This window comes from Streptomyces tendae, from assembly GCF_014650435.1.
Taxonomy (GTDB): Bacteria; Actinomycetota; Actinomycetes; order Streptomycetales; family Streptomycetaceae; genus Streptomyces; species Streptomyces tendae.
Genome location: NZ_BMUY01000004.1, coordinates 341410 through 360226 on the forward strand (window position 1 = coordinate 341410; position 18817 = coordinate 360226).

An 18817-nucleotide genomic window follows, 5' to 3' on the forward strand; every position below is an offset into this window, starting at 1 on the left:
CCGCCCCGCACCTCCCGCTCCACGGATCCGGTGGGCGGACCGGTGCTCCGGCCGCCTCTGGGTAGGGTGAATCGAGGAACACCCTGCCCGTCGAACAAGGAGCGGAATTGAGCGAGCCGGCGTCCATCGCCCTGCAGAAGGAGATCGCCCGGGAACTGGAGGTCGCGGAGACCTTCGACGCCGAGCGGGAGATCGAGCGCCGGGTGGCCTTCCTCGCCGAGCGGCTGACCTCCACCGGTCTGCGCGCCCTCGTGCTCGGGATCAGCGGCGGCGTCGACTCGACCACCGCGGGCAGGCTGTGCCAGCTCGCCGTGGAGCGGGCCCGCGCCGCGGGGCACGAGGCCCGTTTCTACGCCATGCGGCTGCCGCACGGCGTCCAGGCCGACGAGCACGACGCCCAGCTCGCCCTCTCCTTCATCCGGGCCGACCACGTACTGACCGTGGACATCAAGCCCGCGAGCGACGCGGCGCTCGACGCCCTGCTCGCCGCCGACGTGGCCTTCCGGGACCCCCACCACCAGGACTTCGTGCACGGCAACATCAAGGCACGGCAGCGCATGATCGCGCAGTACGCGGTGGCCGGGGCGCACGGCGGCCTGGTCGTCGGCACCGACCACGCGGCCGAGGCGGTCTCCGGCTTCTTCACCAAGTTCGGCGACGGCGCCGCCGACGTCGTACCGCTGACGGGCCTCACCAAGCGCCGGGTGCGCGCCGTCGCGGACGCCCTGGGCGCGCCCGCCGAGCTGGTCCGCAAGGTCCCGACGGCCGACCTGGAGACCCTCGACCCCGGCAAGGCCGACGAGGACGCCCTCGGGGTCACCTACGAGGAGATCGACGACTTCCTGGAGGGGAAGCCGGTGAAGGAGCATGCCTTCGAGACGATCGTCACCCGCTACCGGCAGACCGACCACAAGCGCCGGCTGCCGATCGCGCCCTGACCTGCTCCGTCGCTCGGTCTCGGTCGGTCGCCGGACGGCGAGCGCCCCCTCGCGACCCGCACGGATCACTCCGACAGAGCACTGCGGGTGGTCCAGCTGATTCCGCGCACTCCCGCCCTGCGCGCGCTTCCTGGAGCGGCAAGGACGGTGGCGGGAGCGCGGCAGAGCCGGACGTCCTTTATGTGCGGTTGGCCGGGAGTGACCTTAATCTGTCCGAGGGGGGTGCTCGAACAGTCGACGGCCGGTCACGCCGGCGGAATGTGAGCTTCCATGGCGGACTTCATCGGCGCGGTGGACCAGGGAACCACCAGCACCCGGTTCATGATCTTCGACCACGGTGGCAACGAGGTCGCGAAGCACCAGCTGGAGCACGAGCAGATCCTCCCGCGCTCCGGGTGGGTCGAGCACGACCCGGTGGAGATCTGGGAGCGCACCAACTCGGTGATGCAGAACGCGCTGCGCAACGGCGGTCTGTCGGGGACGGACCTGGCGGCCATCGGCATCACCAACCAGCGGGAGACCACGGTGGTCTGGGACCCGCGCACCGGCCGTCCCTACTACAACGCCATCGTGTGGCAGGACACCCGCACCGACGCCATCGCGGCGAACCTGGAGCGGTCGGGCCGGGGCGACGTCATCCGCCGCAAGGCCGGGCTGCCGCCCGCGACGTACTTCTCCGGCGGGAAGATCCAGTGGATCCTGGAGAACGTCGACGGCGTCCGCGAGGCCGCGGAGCAGGGACACGCGGTGTTCGGCAACACCGACGCCTGGGTCCTGTGGAACCTGACCGGCGGCCCCGACGGCGGCATCCACGCCACCGACGTAACCAACGCGAGCCGCACCATGCTGATGAACCTGGAGACGCTCGACTGGGACGACGAGCTGCTGGGCTTCTTCGGCATCCCCCGCGGCATGCTGCCCACGATCAACCCCTCCTCGCACCCCGAGGCGTTCGGCACGACCCGGACCTCCCGGCCGCTGCGCGCCGCCGTGCCCATCACGGGGGTGCTGGGCGACCAGCACGCGGCGACCGTCGGGCAGGTCTGCTTCTCGCCCGGCGAGGCCAAGAACACCTACGGCACCGGCAACTTCCTGGTCCTCAACACCGGCACGGAACTGGTCCGCTCCCAGCACGGCCTCCTGACCACCGTGGCCTACCAGTTCGGCGACAACCCGCCGGTCTACGCGCTGGAGGGATCCATCGCGGTGACCGGGTCCGCGGTGCAGTGGCTGCGCGACCAGATGAAGATCATCAAGACCGCGGCGGAGAGCGAGGAACTCGCCCGCACCGTCGAGGACAACGGCGGGATGTACTTCGTCCCCGCCTTCTCCGGCCTGTTCGCCCCGTACTGGCGCTCCGACGCGCGGGGCGCCATCGTCGGCCTCGCCCGGTACAACGACAACGCGCACCTGGCCCGGGCGACGCTGGAGGCGATCTGCTACCAGAGCCGCGACGTCGTCGTGGCCATGGAGCAGGACTCCTCGGTCCACCTGGACGTGCTCAGGGTCGACGGCGGGGTGACCGCCAACGACCTGTGCATGCAGATCCAGGCGGACGTCCTCGGCGTCCCCGTCAGCCGTCCCGTCGTCGCGGAGACCACCGCCCTCGGCGCGGCGTACGCGGCGGGGCTGGCCACGGGATTCTGGCGGGACACCGACGAACTGCGCACCCACTGGAGCGAGTCCAGGCGCTGGGAGCCCCAGTGGTCCGAGGAGCGGCGCGCGCAGGGGTACGCGGGCTGGAAGATGGCGGTGGAGCGCACCCTCGACTGGGTCAAGGTCCCGGAGAGCTGACACCGGGGCGGATCATCGGCCGACGGTCCCGGCGGCGTACGCAGGGCGGTCGATCCGGAGCTGGTCCTCCAGCACCTGGTCCGCCTCGAACCGGGCCACTGCGACGGGCAGTTCACCCTCGCCCGCGGGGAAGATGCGGGCGCACCTTAGGGTGATCCCCATGTCTGCCGGATTGAGCGCCGCGAGGACCCGGGCCGCGCTGCGCACCAGCGCGCGCGTCTCGGGCGAGCTGCTGCTGATACTTGTCATGCTCGCAGTGACCCTGTGGGTCCTCGGCCGTATGTGGTCGGTGGTGTGGCCGCTGCTCGTCGGCCTGCTGCTGACCACGTTGACGTGGCCCCCGGCCCGCTTCCTGCGGCGGCACGGGTGGCGTCCGGCGCTGGCCGCCGCGGTGGTGACGGTGGCCTTCCTGCTGGTCGTCCTGGGCATCGTGGCACTGATCGCCGTGCCGATGTCCTCCCAGACCGACGAGTTGACCGACGGCGTGGTCGAGGGCATCCAGCGGCTGCGCGAGTGGGCCGCAGGGCCGCCGCTGAACATCGGTGACGACGAGATCACCGGTGCGATGGATTCGGCGGTGGCACGCATCCAGGACAGCGTCGGCAGCATCACCACCGCGGTGGCGACGGGGGTGGGCGCGGTGGTCAACGGCCTGATCACCGCGGTCCTGGGCGTGTTCCTGATGTTCTTCTTCCTCAAGGACGGCCCCCGGTTCCTGCCCTGGCTGGCCCGCCAGTTGCCCGGCCGGCTGGCCACCGACGTCCCGGTCGTCGCCCTGCGGGGCTGGGAGACCCTGGGCTCCTTCGTCCGGTCGCAGGCCCTGGTGGGGCTGCTCGACGCCGTGTTCATCGGCCTCGGCCTGTGGATCCTGGACGTACCGCTGGTGCTGCCGCTGGCGGTCCTGACCTTCGTGTCCGCGTTCGTACCCATCGTGGGCGCGCTGTTCGCGGGCTTCGTGGCCGTATTGATCGCCCTGGTGTCGAACGGCCTGACGGACGCGCTCATCGTGCTCGCGATCATCGTGGTGGTGCAGCAGTTGGAGGGCAACGTCTTCCAGCCCATCCTCCAGAGCCGGGGCCTCGGTCTGCACGCGGCGGTGATCCTCCTGGCGGTGACGCTGGGCGGCAGCCTGTCCGGGATCGTGGGCAGCCTGCTCGCCGTACCCCTCGCCGCGCTGATCGCGGTGGTGTGGAACTACGTGCGCGAGCAGTTGACCGACCAGTTGACCGACCCGCCCGAGGCGGCCGCGACCGCCGACGGCTGAGCCCGACCGACGGGCCCCCTCGTGTCGCCCCCTCGTGTCAATGACGGGCTCCTCGCGCGAATTGGGTCGCGACCGGGCGGGCGGTGGTGTTGGCTGACGGGCGTGGATCTCTTCTCCCGCTCCTGGTCGGCCCTGCTCGCCGCGGTCGCCGACCTCTCCGACGAGGACTTCGCCCGGCCGTCCGGGTGCACCGGCTGGCTCGTCCGGGACCTGGTGTGCCACCTGGTCGTCGACGCCCAGGACGTCCTGATCACCCTGGCCACCCCGACCGCCGAGGAGCCGACCCGGGACGCGGTGACCTACTGGCAGGTCGTCGAGCCCCCGACCGGGGACGACCCGCTCGACGCGCTGATCGTCCGCCTGGCCGCCGCCTACGAGCAGCCGGGGCTGCTCAAGTTCCACCTGGACGACGTCGGTTCCGCCGCCGGGCGTGCCGCAGTACTCGCGGACCCCGCGGGCCGGGTCGGCACACAGGGCCAGGTGCTCACGGCGGGCGACTACCTCTCCGCGTACGTACTGGAGTGGTCCCTGCACCACCTCGACCTGATCGCACACCTCCCGGAGGCGGCGCCACCGCCCGCGGCGGGGCTCAGGCGCTCGCGGGAGCTGCTGGAAGGGGTCGTCGGTACGGCGTTCCCCACCGCGTTCACCGACCGGGACGCGCTGCTGATCGGCACCGGACGACGGACGCCGACCGCGGCGGAGACGGCCGCGCTGGGCGAGTTGGCGGCGCGGCTCCCCTTTCCGGTCGGCTGACCCGCATGTCCGGGCCCCAGCCGCCGAAGGGGCCCGGGAGCAGTCCGGCGGGTCGTCCGATCGGACGACGAGGTCGTCGTCCGTCCGGCGGGCAGGGACGAGCCGGTGCGTGGACGCCTGCCGACGCCCCGCGGGTCCAGGCTGGAGGAACACGTCCCCGACACCGTGGAGCGTCCCACCATGACCGCCAAGCCGCCCACCCCCGCCGACCTCGCCCTGTCGGACGCCGTTCGCCGCGGCGACGCCGATGCCGCCCGGGCCGCGCTGCGGGCGGGCGCCGACCTGGAACCGCGCGACGAACAGGGCCGCACGCCGCTGCTCCTGGCGGCCCTGGCCGACCGGGTCGCGGTGGCCGAGGTCCTGGTCGCGGCCGGCGCGGACGTCAACGCGCAGGACGCGCGGGACGACAGCGCGTGGCTGGTCACCGGGGTCACGGGCAGCGTCGCGATGATGCGGGCGCTGCTGCCCGGCGGCCCGGACGTCACGCTGACCAACCGCTTCGGCGGCGTCTCGGTCATCCCGGCGAGCGAACGCGGGCACGTGGCCTACGTACGCGCCGTGCTCGCCGAGACGGACATCGACGTCGACCACGTCAACCGGCTCGGCTGGACGGCGCTCCTCGAAGCGGTCGTCCTCGGCGACGGCGACCGCGCTCACCAGGACGTCGTGGCGGCCCTGCTCGCCGCGGGCGCCGACCCCTCGCTGCCGGACGGCGACGGTGTCACGGCCCGTGCCCACGCCGAACGCAGGGGCTTCGAGGCCATCGCGGACCTGCTGCGGCGGGCCGAGTCGCAGGGCGACGGCCCTCGCACGGAGGGTGGCGGGCGGTGAACCGGCGTTCCCTCGCGGGCCGCCTCGCCGCACTGGCCGCCGTCACGGCGACGCTCGGCGGATGCGCGTCGGGCGGCGACGACGGGGCCGCGTCCCCGGTGTCCGCCCCGCCCGGCACCACGGCCCAGCGCACACCCGACTCCGGCGGCACCTCGGCACGCACACCCCGAGACACGCTGCTGGTCACGGACTTCGGCTCCGACACCGTCACCTTCGTCGACCCCGCCGGGCGGGGCGCGGCGGCCGACCTGGGCTCGGTACGGGTCGGGACGGCGCCGTACGGGATCGCGCTGGGCGAGGACGGCACGGCGTGGGTGGCGACCGCCGAGGGCGTGGCCGCCGTGGACACCCGTACGCGCGAGCGCACCGCCCTCATCCGCTACCGGACGGACACGGGCCCGGTGACGACCGGCGAGTACCGGGGCGGCGGCATGGGCATCGCCCTGTCCCCCGACGGCAGCCGTGCCTACGTCGGGGTCAACGTCCCCGGCGGCAAGGGCACCCTGGAGGTCGTCGACACCGTACGGCGGGAGGTGACCCGGGTGATCCCGGTCGGTCGCCGTCCCTTCGACGTCGACGTCTCGCGCGACGGCCGGCAGGTCTACGCGACCAACCACGACTCGTTCGACGTGAGCGTCGTCGACACCCGCGACTGGACGGCGCGCCGCATCGAGGTCGCCCCGTACGGCACCAAGGGCGGCCTCGGGTCCTGGCTCAAGCCGCACCACACCGCCGTACGCCCCTCAGACGGGGCCCTGCTGCTGCCCTTCGAGGGCGAGCGCCTGGCGGTGGTCGACCCCGGCACCGGGCGGGTCCGGATCGAGGACATGACCGCCAACACCCACCAGCACGGCGTCACGGCGGGCGCCGACGGCACGCTCTACGTGGTGGGCACCGGCCCGATCGACCCGTCCGAGGACGACGGTCCGTCCCTGACCGTGCGCTCGCCCGACGGCGACGAACGGGTCGTCCCGCTGGACGGCCCGCACGAGACCGTGGCCCTCTCGGCGGACGGCCGCACGGCCTACGTCTCGGGCGGCTTCACCCGCGACGGCTACTGGAACGGCCTGAGCGTCGTCGACGTCGCGACCGGCCGGGTGAGCCGGCTCCCGGTGGGCGAGCGGCCCCTGGCCGTCGCGGTCCTCGACGGCGAGCGGGGGACCGGCGCGGGCTGAGTGCCCGCGCGGGGCAACCAGGGCCGAACGGCCCATGCCGGGGCCGAGCGGCCCCTGGTGTTCCGGGCCGGCCGGAGGGACGCTCGGATCGACAGCCCCCGGCGTGCACCCGAAGGGAACGGCGAGAGGCGGCCGGACGAGAGGCGGTCCCGGACCGTCGGGCCGACCCGTCCCGCCGAGCGGCTCCCCCGCCGTCCGTCCGCGGTGACCGCACGAAAGGAGCCGGAGCGATGACCTCTGCGACCACCCTGTCCGCGGCCCTCCACGGCGACCACCGCGAGCGCCTCATGCGTGTCGCGCGGGAGGTCTCCGTCACGGAGGGCACCCGCCTCTTCGAGGAAGGCCGGCGTGCCGACCGGTTCTGGATCGTCCGGACCGGGACGGTCAGCCTCGACCTGCGTGTCCCCGGCCGCCGCTCCCCGGTCATCGAGACGCTGGGGCACGGGGAACTCGTCGGCTGGTCCTGGCACTTCCCGCCGCACCTGTGGCAACTGGGCGGCGAGGCCACGACTCCGGTGCGCGCCTGGGAGTTCGACGCGGACGTCGTGCGGGAGTTGTGCGCCCGCGATCCCGAGTTCGGCCGTACGGTCGCCGTCTGGGTCGGCAAAGTGGTCGCCCACCGGCTGCACGCCGCCCGGATCCGGCTGCTCGACCTGTACGCGCCGTACGGCAGCGGCGGGCTGCTCTGACCCGGCGGGCCCCGGCGTTCAGCCCTGCTCCGGCACCGGTGCCCGCCACTCCAGCACGGTGCCGCCGTCGGCGGGTTCGGTGAGCCGCAGCTCGCCGCCCAGCTGAGCGGCGCGTTCGGCCAGGTTGCGCAGCCCGCTGCGGCGCCCGCCGGACGGGATGCCCACGCCGTTGTCCGTGACGCTCAGCCGCACCTCGCGGCCGTCGGTCTCCAGGGCGACGGCGACCCGGTCGGCCCGCGCGTGCCGGGCCACGTTGGTCAGGGCCTCGGACAGCACCGCGACCACGTGCTCGGCGATCCGGCCGGGCACCTCCGTGTCCAGCAGGCCCTCCATCCGGAGGCTGGGGGCGAAGCCCAGGACCGGGGCCGCCTCGCCGACGACCCGCACCGTACGGCCCCGCAGCCCGGCACCGGCGGCGGTGCCGCGCGACCGGAGGCCGAAGATCGTCGACCTGATGATCTTGATGGTCTCGTCCAGGTCGTCCACCGCCCGCAGCACCCGCTCCGAGGCGGAGCCGTTGTCGATCAGGCGGCCGGCGCTCTGGAGCGTCATCCCGGTGGCGAACAACCGCTGGATCGCCAGGTCGTGCAGGTCCCGGGCGATCCGGTCCCGGTCCTGGAGCACGGCGATCTGCTCGGCGTCCCGGCGCCGCTCCGCCAGCTCCATCGCGAGCGCGGCCTGCGCGGCGAACCCCTGCAGCGGCTCGGTCTCCTTCGCGGAGAACACCGCCTTGCCCGCCTGCCGCACCAGCAGCACCACGCCCCGCACGCCCTCGTCCGCGGCGCCGAAGGGAACGGCCACCGCTGGTCCGAGGCCGGTGAACCGGGGGGCCGCGGCGGACACCCGTGCGTCCCGGGTGATGTCAGGGCTGCGAACGGGCTCGGCGGTGGCGAAGGCCAGGCCGGTGAGGCTGTCGTCGATGGGCAGCACCAGACCGCGGTGGTCCTCGGCGCCCTGTCCGGTGGCCAGCTCCACCACCAGGGAGTCCGTGTCCGGCATGGGCATGGTGAGCACGGCGAGGGCCGCGCCGGTGATCTCCCTGGCCCGCTCCGCGATCAGGCCGAGTGCCGCGCCGCGCTCGCTGCCGGACATCAGGCTGTGGGTGATCTCCGCGTTCGCCTGCAGCCAGCGCTCCCGCAGCCGCGACTGCTCGTACAGGCGCGCGTTGTCGATGGCGACGCCCGCGGCCACGGCCAGCGTCGACAGGACCGACTCGTCCTCCTCGTCGAACTGCGCCCCGCCCCGCTTCTCGGTCAGGTACAGGTTGCCGAAGACCTGGTCGCGGACCCGGATGGGGACACCGAGGAAGGTGCGCATCGGCGGGTGGTGCGCCGGGAAGCCGTACGAGGCAGTGTGCTCGGAGAGGTCGGGCAGCCGCAGGGGCTCGGGATGGCGGATCAGCTCGCCGAGGATGCCGTGGCCCTCCGGGTAGGGGCCGATCCTGGCGATCTGCTCCTCGCTCACGCCGACCGTGTGGAAGGCCGAGAGCCGCTTGCCGTCGGGGCCGATCACGCCGAGGGCGGCGTAGCGCGCGTCGACGAGGGCGGCCGCGGCCTCGACGATGCTGTGCAGGACGTGTTCGAGATCCAGTTCGCGGCCCACCGAGAGCACCGCTTCGAGCAGGCTGTGCACCCGGTCGCGCGTGCCCCTGGCGGCGTCGAGCCGGGCCTGGAGTTCCTCCAGCAGCTCGTCCAGCCGCAGCTGTGGCAGGCGGACCCGGGCTTCCGCCTGGTCAGGGCTGTCCACGGGTGATCCTCCAGGTCCTTCCGACGCGCCGGCAGCCGGCCGCCCCGGTCTCGTTCCACGGTAACGGGCCCCGGCCGGTGCCGTCCGTTCCGGGTCAGTGTCCTTCCCGGCGGAGCCGGTCCTGCGCCTGGGTGGCGATCACCGCGGCCTGGATGCGGCGCTCGACGCCCAGCTTGGCCAGCAGCCGCGAGATGTGGTTCTTCACCGTCTTCTCGGCCAGGTACAGGCGCTGTCCGATCTGGCGGTTGGTCAGGCCCTCGCCGATCAGGGCGAGGATCTCCCGTTCGCGGTCGGTCAGGCCCGGCAGGGCGTCCGGCTCCTCCTCCTTGGCCGGTTCGCCGCGCAGCCGCGCCATCAGCCTGGTCGCCGCGCTGGGGTCGAGCAGGGACTGGCCCGCGGCGACGGTGCGCACGGCGGTGACGAGGTCGGAGCCCTGGATCTGCTTGAGCACGTACCCGGCCGCGCCCGCCATGATCGAGTCCAGCAGGGCCTCCTCGTCGTCGAAGGAGGTCAGCATCAGGCAGGCCAGCTCGGGCATGCGGGAGCGCAGCTCCCGGCACACGCTCACCCCGTCGCCGTCGGGCAGCCGCACGTCGAGCACCGCCACGTGGGGGCGGAGCGCGGGGACCCGGACGAGGGCCTGCTCCACCGTGCCCGCCTCCCCCGCGACGGTGATGTCCGGCTCGTCGTCGAGCAGGTCGCGCACTCCGCGCCGCACGACCTCGTGGTCGTCCAGCAGGAAGACCCGGATCGGGTCCGCGGGGCCGGGCCGCTCGGTGTCCGCCATCGACATGCTCCTCGTCTGCGTTCTCGTGGCGAGCCGCTCCCTGGTGGGGACGGCGGCTCCTGTTGCGGAGATCCTCCAGCGCCCGGGGCCGAAGGACCAGGGCCGGTCGGCCCCGTCTCGCGCGCGGGGTCGCGCCGGGCCGGGCGGAGCCGTTCCGGGGGCCGAACGGCCCTAGCGCACGGCTCACGTACGGCGCTCCAATGAAGCGACCGTACCTCTGACCGACCCGAAAGCATGCCATGACCTGCGAGCACGTCCCCTCGGCCCCGGTGGCGCCGCGGCGCAGCATCGAGCTGGGCCCCGAGGAGGCCCTCGCGCTGCTGGGCAGCGTGTCCCTGGGGCGGGTCGTCTTCACGCGGCAGGCGCTGCCGACGATCCGGCCGGTCAACCACGTCCTGGACGACGGCGACATCGTGATCCGCACCCACGAGGGGGCGGCCCTGACCTCCCGCACCCCCAAGGCCGGTGATCCGGGGGTCGTGGTCGCCTACGAGGCCGACTCCATCGACCCGGACACGCACCTGGGCTGGAGCGTGGTGGTGACCGGCTACGCGCAACCGGTCACCGACCCCGGGCAACTGACCCGCTATCAGGCCCTGCTGCGTCCCTGGGTCGACCGGTCGATGGACTACGCGATCCGGATCGTCCCCGACCTGATCACCGGCGTCCGGCTCATCGAGGCGCGGCCCTCGCCGACGGTGTGACACCGTCCGACGGCGCGGAGGCAGGGCCGTACGGAGGCCCGTCCCAGGGACCTTGAGCCCCGGCTCGAGGGGCCCCATGGGGACCAACGGCCCTGTTCCGGCGTCCGTTGGTCCCGCGTACGCCGCCCGGGGCGCAACGGGGCGAGAACGCGGGCCGCCCGCTGGTACACAGGAAGTCGCCGCCGCATCCAGTGCCGCGGTCATCGACTCCCCCATCCCCTTACGGGAGGTTCCATGCTGTCCGCAGAGTCCGCGTCCGTGGTCCGGGCCACGCTGCCCGCCGTGACCGGAGCGCTCGACGAGATCGCCTCGCGCTTCTACGCCACGATGTTCCACGACCGGCCGGAACTGCTCGACGGGCTGTTCAACCGGGGCAACCAGGCCAGCGGCACCCAGCGCAGGGCGCTGGCCGGTTCGATCGCCGCGTTCGCGGGCGCGCTGCTCGACCACCCGGACACCCGTCCGGACGCCCTGCTGGAGCGCATCGCGCACAAGCACGTCTCCGTCGGCATCACCGACGACCAGTACACGATCGTGCACAAGTACCTGTTCGCGGCGATAGCCGACGTCCTGGGCGACGCGGTCACCGCGGAGGTGGCGGCGGCCTGGGACGAGGTGTACTGGCTGATGGCCGGTGCGCTGATCGCCATGGAGGCGCGTCTGTACCACGCGGCGGGGCTGCGGCCCGGTCAGGTCTGGCGCCGGTGGACGGTGGTGGAGCGCCGCACGGAGACGGCGGACGTGGTGTCCTTCGTGATCCGCCCGTCCGACGGGAGGCCCGCGCCGCGCGCCCGGGCGGGCCAGTACGTCAGTGTGCGGGTGCTGATGCCCGACGGGGTACGGCAGTTGCGCCAGTACAGCCTGTCCGCGGAGCCCGGCGGCGAGCTGCGCCGGATCACCGTCAAACGGGTCGCCGGCACGGACGGGGCACCGGACGGCGAGGTCTCCAACCTGCTGTTCGGCGACGTGTGCCGCGGCGACGAGCTGACCCTGTCGACGCCGTCCGGCGACATCGTCCTCGACGACGCCGATGACCGGGCTCCCGTCGTGCTGGTCTCGGCGGGCATCGGCTGCACGCTCCTCACCGGGATGCTGTCGCACCTCGCCGCACTGGGGGCCACCCGCCGAGTGCTGGTCCTGCACGCCGACCGGTCCCCCGCCGAGCACGCCCTGCGCGCCGAGACGCGGGAGCTGGTCGAGCGGCTGCCGGACGCCCGTGCCGTGTTCTGGTACGAGCGTCCCGGCCCGGAGGAGCCCGAGGCTCGCGAGGGCCTGATGGACCTGTCCGGTCTCGAACTGCCCGACGGGGCTTCGGTGTTCATGTGCGGTTCGCTGCCGTTCATGCGCGGGGTGCGCACCCGGTTGCTCGCCGCCGGTGTCCCGGCCCGCCGCATCCGCTACGAGGTGTTCGGCCCCGACCTGTGGCTGGCGGACGCCGCGGACCCGGCGCAGCCGCGGGTCTGACGACGGCGCCCTGCCCCCTCCGGTCACGCGGCCGGAGGGGGCAGGGCGCTGCCCGCCCGCGCCACGGGCCGTGCGCACCCTGCTGATCGGGGACACCACCACGTCGTGTTCGGGGGCGAGTTCGGCGATCGGGGTCAGCGACCGCCAGCCGTGCGGCGCAGCCGGGTGCCGGTGTAGGTCAGTGCCGCGGCGGCGACGGCCCCGAGGAGGAGCAGGCCGAGCGCGTACGAGCCGTAGGTGCCGTAGAGGGAACCCATCACCAGGGGCGGCACGAAGCCGCCGAGGCCTCCGGCGGCACCCACCACGCCGGTGACCGACCCGAGCCTGTTCGCCGGTGCCAGCAGGGCCACCAGGGCGAACACCGCGCCGCTGCCCGCGCCGAGCGCGGCCGCCAGGGCCAGGAAGGCGGCGGTGCCGACCGGCGTCAGCGCGGGCGTCGAGGACTGGACCAGCGCCGCGGCCAGCACCACCACCAGCGTGCCGCTCACCACCCGTACCGGTCCGATCCGGTCGGAGAGCCAGCCGCCGACCGGGCGCATCGCCACGGCGAGCAGCACGAACCCGGCCATGCGGTTCGCCGCGTCGGCCTGGGTGAGCCCGTAACCGGTCTTCAGGTAGGTGGGGAGGTAGACCGAGAAGGCGACGTAGCCGCCGAAGGCCACCGCGTACAGCGCGGACGCCTGCCACGTGGTGCCCAGGCGCAGGGTCGAGGCCAGCCGCCGGGCGAGCGGCTCGGTGGGGACGGCGCGTCCGGGTTCGTCCCTCAGCAGCAGCGCAGCCGCCACCGCGTACACCGCCAGCACCGCGGCGGTGATCAGGAACGGGGCGGCCGTGCCGTAGGCGTCCACGAGCCGCACCGTCGACAGGGCGCTGATCGCGGTGCCGCCCATGCCCATGCCGAAGACGCCGATGGCGAGGCCGCGCCGCTCGGGCGGGAACCAGGCGTTGACGAAGGGCACGCCGACGGCGAAGGAGGTGCCGCCGATCCCGAGGAGGAAGCCGCCGGCCAGCAGTGCGGCCAAGGACGAGTGCCCGGCCAGACCCACGTAGAGCACCGGCACGATGGTGGCCGCCGACACGAGCGGGAACATGACGCGCCCGCCGTACCGGTCCGTGAGGGCGCCGACCGGGATCCGGCCGAGGGAACCGACCACGACGGGCACCGCCACCAGCAGCGACTGCTCGAACGAGGTCAGCCCGAGGCTCTCCTTGAAGCGGGGGCCGAGCGGGCTGAGCAGCGCCCAGGCCCAGAAGTTGACCGCGAACCCGGCCGTGGCCAGGCCCAGCATCGGCCAGGCCCGTCGGGGAGCGGGCTGTGGCCCGTCCGTGCGTTCCGGTGGTGCCGTGTCCCGCTCTTCGCTCACCTGCTGGACCATGCCGTCCGTCCTCGTTTCCGTCATCCGTCGCGGAGTTCGTCCTTGATCACTCTCGCGGCGTACGGCGGTGCGGCGGCATGGGCCGGGGGTCCCGGCCGACGGTCGGAGGACCCCCGGCGGGAGGGCCGGGGGTCCCGGCGGCGCGCGGGGTGCGGCCGCCCTCCGGTCCGTAGCCGAAGCGGATCAGCAGGTGCGGGTGGTGGCGCTGCCGGGTGCCGCTCATCGCCGCCCTCAGGTCGGGCCATTCCATCGCCTGGTGGAGCATCGAGGTGCGCACCCCGTGCGCGGTGGCGGTGAGCAGCACGCGTTGCAGGGCCTGCCCGGCGCGCAGCCAGTCCCGGCGCCGGTCGTGCGGGGTCCACAACAGGGCCACCTGGACGTGGCGTTCGAAGCGCGGGGCCGGACGGCCGAGCGCGGGCAGCGGGGCGGCGAAGTCCCGCATCGGCACGCGCCCCGAGCCGTCGCGGGGTCCCAGGGCGGTCGCGGGGATGCCGTACGGGGTGGCCGAACCCGGCGCGGTGAGCCAGGCCCGGGTCTCGGCGACGCGCTCGGCGTCGGCGGCGTTGCGGGCCTCGGCGGCCGCGGTCAGCCGCAGCAGGCGCCGGGTCGCGACGATGTCGGGGACGTCCAGGTACGCTCCCTCGGCGCGGGCGGCGGCGACCATCTCCGCGACGACGGGGTCGGGCACCGGGCGGCCGGTGAAGGGCATCCGGCTGGTGTGCCGGCGCTCGACGGCTTCGTACAGCGCGCCCGGCCGCGGCGGCTCGCCCGGCCACCGCCGCGCACCGTTCGGCGGACGCTCGGCCAGTCGTACGGTCGCGAGCAGGCTCGGGTGGCCGAGCGGGGGCAGCAGTTCGACGACCGGGTCCCAGCCCAGGTGGTCGGCGGCCAGGCGGAGGTTGAGGACGGCGGCGCCCACGGACAGGTGCTGGGCGCGCCGCCCGGGGTCCGCGGCCGGGAGCCACCGTGCGTGGTCGGCGTGTACCTCGATGGTCCGGCTGTCCGCGTCCAGGCCGAACCGCCAGGGCTGCGTGTTGTGCACGGACGGTGCCGCCACGGCCGCGGCGAGCAGGGTCTGGACGGCGGTGGCGTCGACTTCCCGGGTCTGCATGGCGGCTCCTTCACGAAAGCTCTGCCCGTTTCCCGTTCACCCTGCGTCGCCGCCGTGCACGGGGGGAGGGTTGAACGGCCCCCGGCGGCGGGCCGGGTGGCCCCGCCGGCCGTGCCACGCGGCGGGCGGTGCTCGTCGTGTGCCCGTCCTGGCGGCGCTCCCCTGGTGCTGATCGCGTCCGGCCGTGGTGGACGGCCGGACGCGTGACCGTCCGGGCGGGCGCCCCGACGCACCCGGGTGAGCCGGCCGGGGACGGGGGATTTCAGCGGCCGGCGGCCTGCGGGTGCGTCGGCCCGATGGGCGGCGCCCGATCGATCACCGTCAGCATGCACCCGGGGGTGGGCCGGGCCGTGCGCCGACCGGCCCTGTTTGTGGGGCCGTTGGTCCCTGGACGGGGCTGAGGAAGGGGGCCGGTCGCCCGGCGGGCGGGGGCCGCGCGACCCCGGGTGTGCCCGGCGGGCGCGGCCTAGCGTTCCGGACCATGGAGAACGATCGCGAGGGGCGGCGCCGGCAGTCGGGCGTCGCGGAGAACTGGCCGCTGGCCGCCCGCAGGCTGCTGTCCCGCCGGGAGGTGTCGGCCGACGGACGCGCCGTGTTCGCCGAGGGCGACGAACGCTGGGAGGGCTTCTACCGCGACCGCTGGTCGCACGACAGAGTGGTGCGCTCCACGCACGGTGTGAACTGCACCGGGTCCTGCTCGTGGATGGTGTACGTCAAGGACGGCCTCATCACCTGGGAGCACCAGGCCACGGACTACCCCTCCATCGGCGCCGACTGCCCCGAGTACGAGCCGCGCGGCTGCCCGCGCGGGGCGTCGTTCTCCTGGTACACCTACTCCCCCAGCCGGGTCCGCTACCCGTATGTCCGGGGCGTACTGCTGAAGTTGTGGCGCGAGGCCCGGCGCCGGCTGGGCGATCCGGTGGCGGCCTGGGCGGAGATCACCGGTGACCCGGCGAAGGCCCGGGCGTACAAGCGGGCCCGCGGCAAGGGCGGTCTGGTGCGCGCGGACTGGGACGAGGTCAACGAGATGGTCGCCGCCGCGCACGTGCACACCGTAAAGGCGTACGGCCCGGACCGGGTGGCGGGCTTCTCCCCCATCCCGGCGATGTCGATGGCGTCGTACGTGGCCGGTTCGCGCTTCATGTCCCTGATCGGCGGCACGCTGCTGTCGTTCTACGACTGGTACGCGGACCTGCCGCCCGCCTCCCCGCAGGTCTTCGGCGACCAGACGGACGTACCGGAGGCGGCGGACTGGTGGAACGCGGGCTATCTGGTGATGTGGGGCTCCAACATCCCGGTGACCCGCACCCCGGACGCGCACTTCCTCACCGAGACCCGCTACAACGGCACCAAGGTCGTCGCGATCTCGCCCGACTACGCGGACAACGTGAAGTTCGCCGACGAGTGGCTGGCCCCGCACCCGGGCACGGACGGGGCGCTGGCGATGGCCATGGGGCACGTGATCCTGCGGGAGTTCCTCGTCGACCGCGAGGTGCCGTACTTCTGGGACTACCTGAGCACCTACACCGACGCACCGTTCCTGGTGACCCTGCGCGAGAGCGGTCACGGGCTGGTCCCGGACGGCTTCCTCACCGCGGCCGACCTCGGCGGCGAGGAGGAGCACGCGCGGTTCAAGACGGTGCTCCTGGACGGGGCCACCGACGAGACGGTGGTCCCCGGCGGCTCGCTCGGCTTCCGGTGGGGGGAGGCCGGGCGAGGCCGCTGGAACCTCGACCTCGACGGCGTCGAGCCCGAGCTGAGCCTGCTGGAGACGGCCGAGGAGATGGTGGAGGTGGCGCTGCCCCGGTTCGACGAGGGCGCCACCGAGGGCGGCTCGGTCATGGTGCGCGGCGTCCCGGTACGGCGGATCGGCGGCCGGCGGGTCACCACGGTCTTCGACCTGATGCTGGCCCAGTACGGGGTGTCCAGGCCCGGCCTGCCGGGCAGCTGGCCCGCCTCGTACGACGACGCCGACCAGCCGTACACGCCCGCCTGGCAGGAGACGATCACCTCGGTGCCGGCCGCACAGGCGGCCCGCATCGCCCGCGAGTTCGCGCGCAACGCCGAGCGCACCGGCGGCCGTTCGATGATCGCCATGGGTGCGGGCACCAACCACTGGTTCCACTCCGACACCGTCTACCGCGCGTTCCTGGCGCTGACCACCATGACCGGCTGCCAGGGCGTCAACGGCGGCGGCTGGGCGCACTACGTCGGCCAGGAGAAGGTCCGCCCGCTGACCGGCTTCCAGCATCTGGCGTTCGCCTTCGACTGGCAGCGGCCGACGCGGCACATGGCGGGCACCTCGTACTGGTACCTCAACACCGACCAGTGGCGTTACGAGGCCTTCGGACCCGAGGAGTTGGCGTCCCCGCTCGGGGAGGGCCGGTTCCGGGGCAAGGGCTTCGCGGACTGCCTGGCGCAGGCGGTGCGGCTGGGCTGGACGCCGGGTCACCCGGGCTTCGACCGCAATCCGCTGGACCTGGCCGACGAGGCGGCCGCCGCGGGGCGCCCGGTCGCCGAGCACGTCGTGGACGAGCTGAAGGCCGGACGGCTGCGGTTCGCGGTCGAGGACCCGGACGACCCGGCCAACTTCCCGCGGGTGCTCACGGTGTGGCGGGCGAACCTGCTGGGCTCCTCGGGCAAGGGCAACGAGTACTTCCTGCGCCATCTCCTCGGCACCGACGCGGCCGTCCGCTCGGCCGAGACCCCGCCGGAGCAGCGGCCCGAGGAGGTGGTGTGGCACGAGCGGGCGCCGGAGGGAAAGCTGGACCTGCTGGTCACCATGGACTTCCGGATGACCTCGACGGGGCTGCTGTCCGACGTGGTGCTGCCGGCGGCGACCTGGTACGAGAAGGACGACCTGTCCAGTACGGACATGCACCCCTTCGTGCACGCCTTCACCCCGGCCATCGCACCGCCGTGGCAGTCGCGCACCGACTACGACACCTTCCTGGGCATCGCCGACACCGCTTCAGCGAGCTGGCGGCCGAGCACCTGGGCACCCGCACCGACGTGCTCGCGGTGCCGTTGCAGCACGACACCCCGGACGAACTCGCCCAGCCGGGCGGCGTGGTGCGCGACTGGCGGGCCGGCGAGTGCGAACCGGTGCCGGGGCGGACGATGCCGAAACTGGTCGTGGTCGAGCGGGACTACGCGGCCGTCGCGCAGAAGATCCGCGCCGTCGGCCCGCTCCTGGACACCCTCGGCACGACCACGAAGGGCGTCACCGTCCACCCCGACCTGGAGGTCGAGGAGTTGCGGCACCGCTGCGGCACCGTGCGCGAGGGGGTGGGCGCCGGGCGCCCCTCGCTGGCCACCGCCTCCGACATGTGCGAGGCGATCCTCGCCCTGTCCGGCACCACCAACGGCCGCCTGGCGACGGAGGGGTTCCGGGAGCTGGAGCTGCGGACCGGCAGCGAGGGGTTGGTGGAGCTGGCCGCCGAGCGCGAGGCGGAGCGGATCACCTTCGCCGACACCCGCACCCAGCCCCGCTCGGTGATCACCTCGTACGAGTGGTCGGGCTCGGAGACGGGCGGGCGCCGCTACTCGCCGTTCGTCATCAACGTCGAGCACAAGAAGCCCTGGCACACCCTCACCGGCCGCCAGCACTTCTTCGTCCAGCACGACTGGATGGCCGAGCTGGGCGAGCAACTGCCCGTCTACCGGCCTCCGCTGAACGTGATCGGGCACTACGGCGACGAGCACCTGCACGAGGACGGCCGGGCGGAGGTAACCGTCCGCTACCTGACCCCGCACTCGAAGTGGTCCATCCACTCCAACTACCAGGACAACAAGTACATGCTCGACCTGTCCCGGGGCGGCCCGGCGATCTGGATGTCCACGGCCGACGCGGAGCGGATCGGCGTCCGGGACAACGAGTGGGTCGAGGCATACAACCGCAACGGCGTCGTGGCGGCCCGTGCGGTGGTCACCCACCGGATGCCCGAGGGCACGGTGTACATGTACCACGCCCAGGACCGGACCGTGAACGTGCCGAGGACCGAGATCGGCGGCAGGCGCGGCGGCATGCACAACTCGCTGACCCGGCTGCTGCTCAAGCCCACGCACCTGGCCGGCGGCCACGCCCAGCTGACCTACGCCTTCAACTACTACGGGCCGACCGGCAACCAGCGCGACGAGGTCACCGTGATCCGCCGCCGAAGCCAGCGAGTGGAGTACTGA

The 18817-nt window shown here is 73.6% G+C and carries 14 protein-coding genes and 1 pseudogene; 10 read left to right on the top strand and 5 right to left on the bottom strand.

The genetic code is table 11. From position 1 onward, the window contains the following. The first annotated feature begins 107 nt into the window (after nt 1-107). Both nadE and glpK read left to right on the top strand, forming a co-directional pair. Nucleotides 108-938, top strand: a complete 831-nt coding sequence (nadE, locus tag IE258_RS13565) for an NAD(+) synthase (RefSeq protein WP_308434173.1) — start codon at nt 108-110, stop codon at nt 936-938. A gap of 270 nt (nt 939-1208) precedes the next feature. Then, nucleotides 1209-2732: a glycerol kinase GlpK gene (glpK, locus tag IE258_RS13570; RefSeq protein WP_159323697.1), complete on the top strand. Its 1524-nt coding sequence runs from the start codon at nt 1209-1211 to the stop codon at nt 2730-2732. A gap of 12 nt (nt 2733-2744) precedes the next feature. Here the strand turns inward: glpK and IE258_RS13575 are convergent, their stop codons facing one another. Next, nucleotides 2745-2894 (bottom strand): hypothetical protein, encoded by a 150-nt coding sequence (locus IE258_RS13575; RefSeq protein ID WP_189743169.1) that lies wholly within the window; start codon nt 2892-2894, stop codon nt 2745-2747. Here IE258_RS13575 and IE258_RS13580 point away from each other — a divergent pair. From IE258_RS13580 to IE258_RS13600, 5 genes are all read left to right on the top strand, one after another. Next, on the top strand, nt 2893-3996 hold the full coding sequence (locus IE258_RS13580) for an AI-2E family transporter (protein ID WP_159323701.1): 1104 nt from the start codon (nt 2893-2895) through the stop codon (nt 3994-3996). The two genes, IE258_RS13575 and IE258_RS13580, sit on opposite strands and share 2 nt — an antisense overlap. Nucleotides 3997-4098: 102 nt before the next feature. Then, nucleotides 4099-4752: a maleylpyruvate isomerase N-terminal domain-containing protein gene (locus IE258_RS13585; protein WP_189743171.1), complete on the top strand. Its 654-nt coding sequence runs from the start codon at nt 4099-4101 to the stop codon at nt 4750-4752. A 180-nt stretch (nt 4753-4932) separates the two neighbouring features. Continuing rightward, nucleotides 4933-5583: an ankyrin repeat domain-containing protein gene (locus tag IE258_RS13590; RefSeq protein WP_189743173.1), complete on the top strand. Its 651-nt coding sequence runs from the start codon at nt 4933-4935 to the stop codon at nt 5581-5583. Next, complete coding sequence (locus tag IE258_RS13595) at nt 5580-6758, top strand: YncE family protein (protein ID WP_189743175.1); 1179 nt, start codon at nt 5580-5582, stop codon at nt 6756-6758. The genes IE258_RS13590 and IE258_RS13595 overlap by 4 nt, the downstream gene beginning before the upstream one ends. Nucleotides 6759-6988: 230 nt before the next feature. Continuing rightward, nucleotides 6989-7447 (top strand): cyclic nucleotide-binding domain-containing protein, encoded by a 459-nt coding sequence (locus tag IE258_RS13600; protein ID WP_189743177.1) that lies wholly within the window; start codon nt 6989-6991, stop codon nt 7445-7447. 18 nt (nt 7448-7465) lie between these two features. Here the strand turns inward: IE258_RS13600 and IE258_RS13605 are convergent, their stop codons facing one another. Beyond that, nucleotides 7466-9193: a GAF domain-containing sensor histidine kinase gene (locus tag IE258_RS13605; protein ID WP_189743186.1), complete on the bottom strand. Its 1728-nt coding sequence runs from the start codon at nt 9191-9193 to the stop codon at nt 7466-7468. A gap of 94 nt (nt 9194-9287) precedes the next feature. Then, complete coding sequence (locus IE258_RS13610; protein WP_189743188.1) at nt 9288-9980, bottom strand: response regulator; 693 nt, start codon at nt 9978-9980, stop codon at nt 9288-9290. Between the two features lie 239 nt (nt 9981-10219). Between IE258_RS13610 and IE258_RS13615 the strand changes: the two genes are divergently transcribed. Then, complete coding sequence (locus tag IE258_RS13615; RefSeq protein ID WP_189743190.1) at nt 10220-10684, top strand: pyridoxamine 5'-phosphate oxidase family protein; 465 nt, start codon at nt 10220-10222, stop codon at nt 10682-10684. Nucleotides 10685-10918: 234 nt separating this feature from the next. Continuing rightward, the gene (locus IE258_RS13620) at nt 10919-12148 is read left to right on the top strand and encodes a globin domain-containing protein (protein WP_189743192.1); all 1230 of its coding nucleotides are present in this window, start codon (nt 10919-10921) and stop codon (nt 12146-12148) included. 134 nt (nt 12149-12282) lie between these two features. On the opposite strand, the gene IE258_RS13625 is transcribed toward IE258_RS13620, so the two are convergent. Both IE258_RS13625 and IE258_RS13630 read right to left on the bottom strand, forming a co-directional pair. Continuing rightward, nucleotides 12283-13437, bottom strand: coding sequence for an MFS transporter (locus IE258_RS13625; RefSeq protein WP_189743605.1), 1155 nt, complete (start codon nt 13435-13437; stop codon nt 12283-12285). Between the two features lie 133 nt (nt 13438-13570). Further along, nucleotides 13571-14635 carry an Acg family FMN-binding oxidoreductase gene (locus IE258_RS13630; protein WP_189743194.1) on the bottom strand — a complete coding sequence of 355 codons (1065 nt, stop codon included), beginning with the start codon at nt 14633-14635 and terminating at the stop codon, nt 13571-13573. A 481-nt stretch (nt 14636-15116) separates the two neighbouring features. Between IE258_RS13630 and IE258_RS13635 the strand changes: the two are divergent. Further along, nucleotides 15117-18817 (top strand): annotated as a pseudogene (locus tag IE258_RS13635) (nitrate reductase subunit alpha).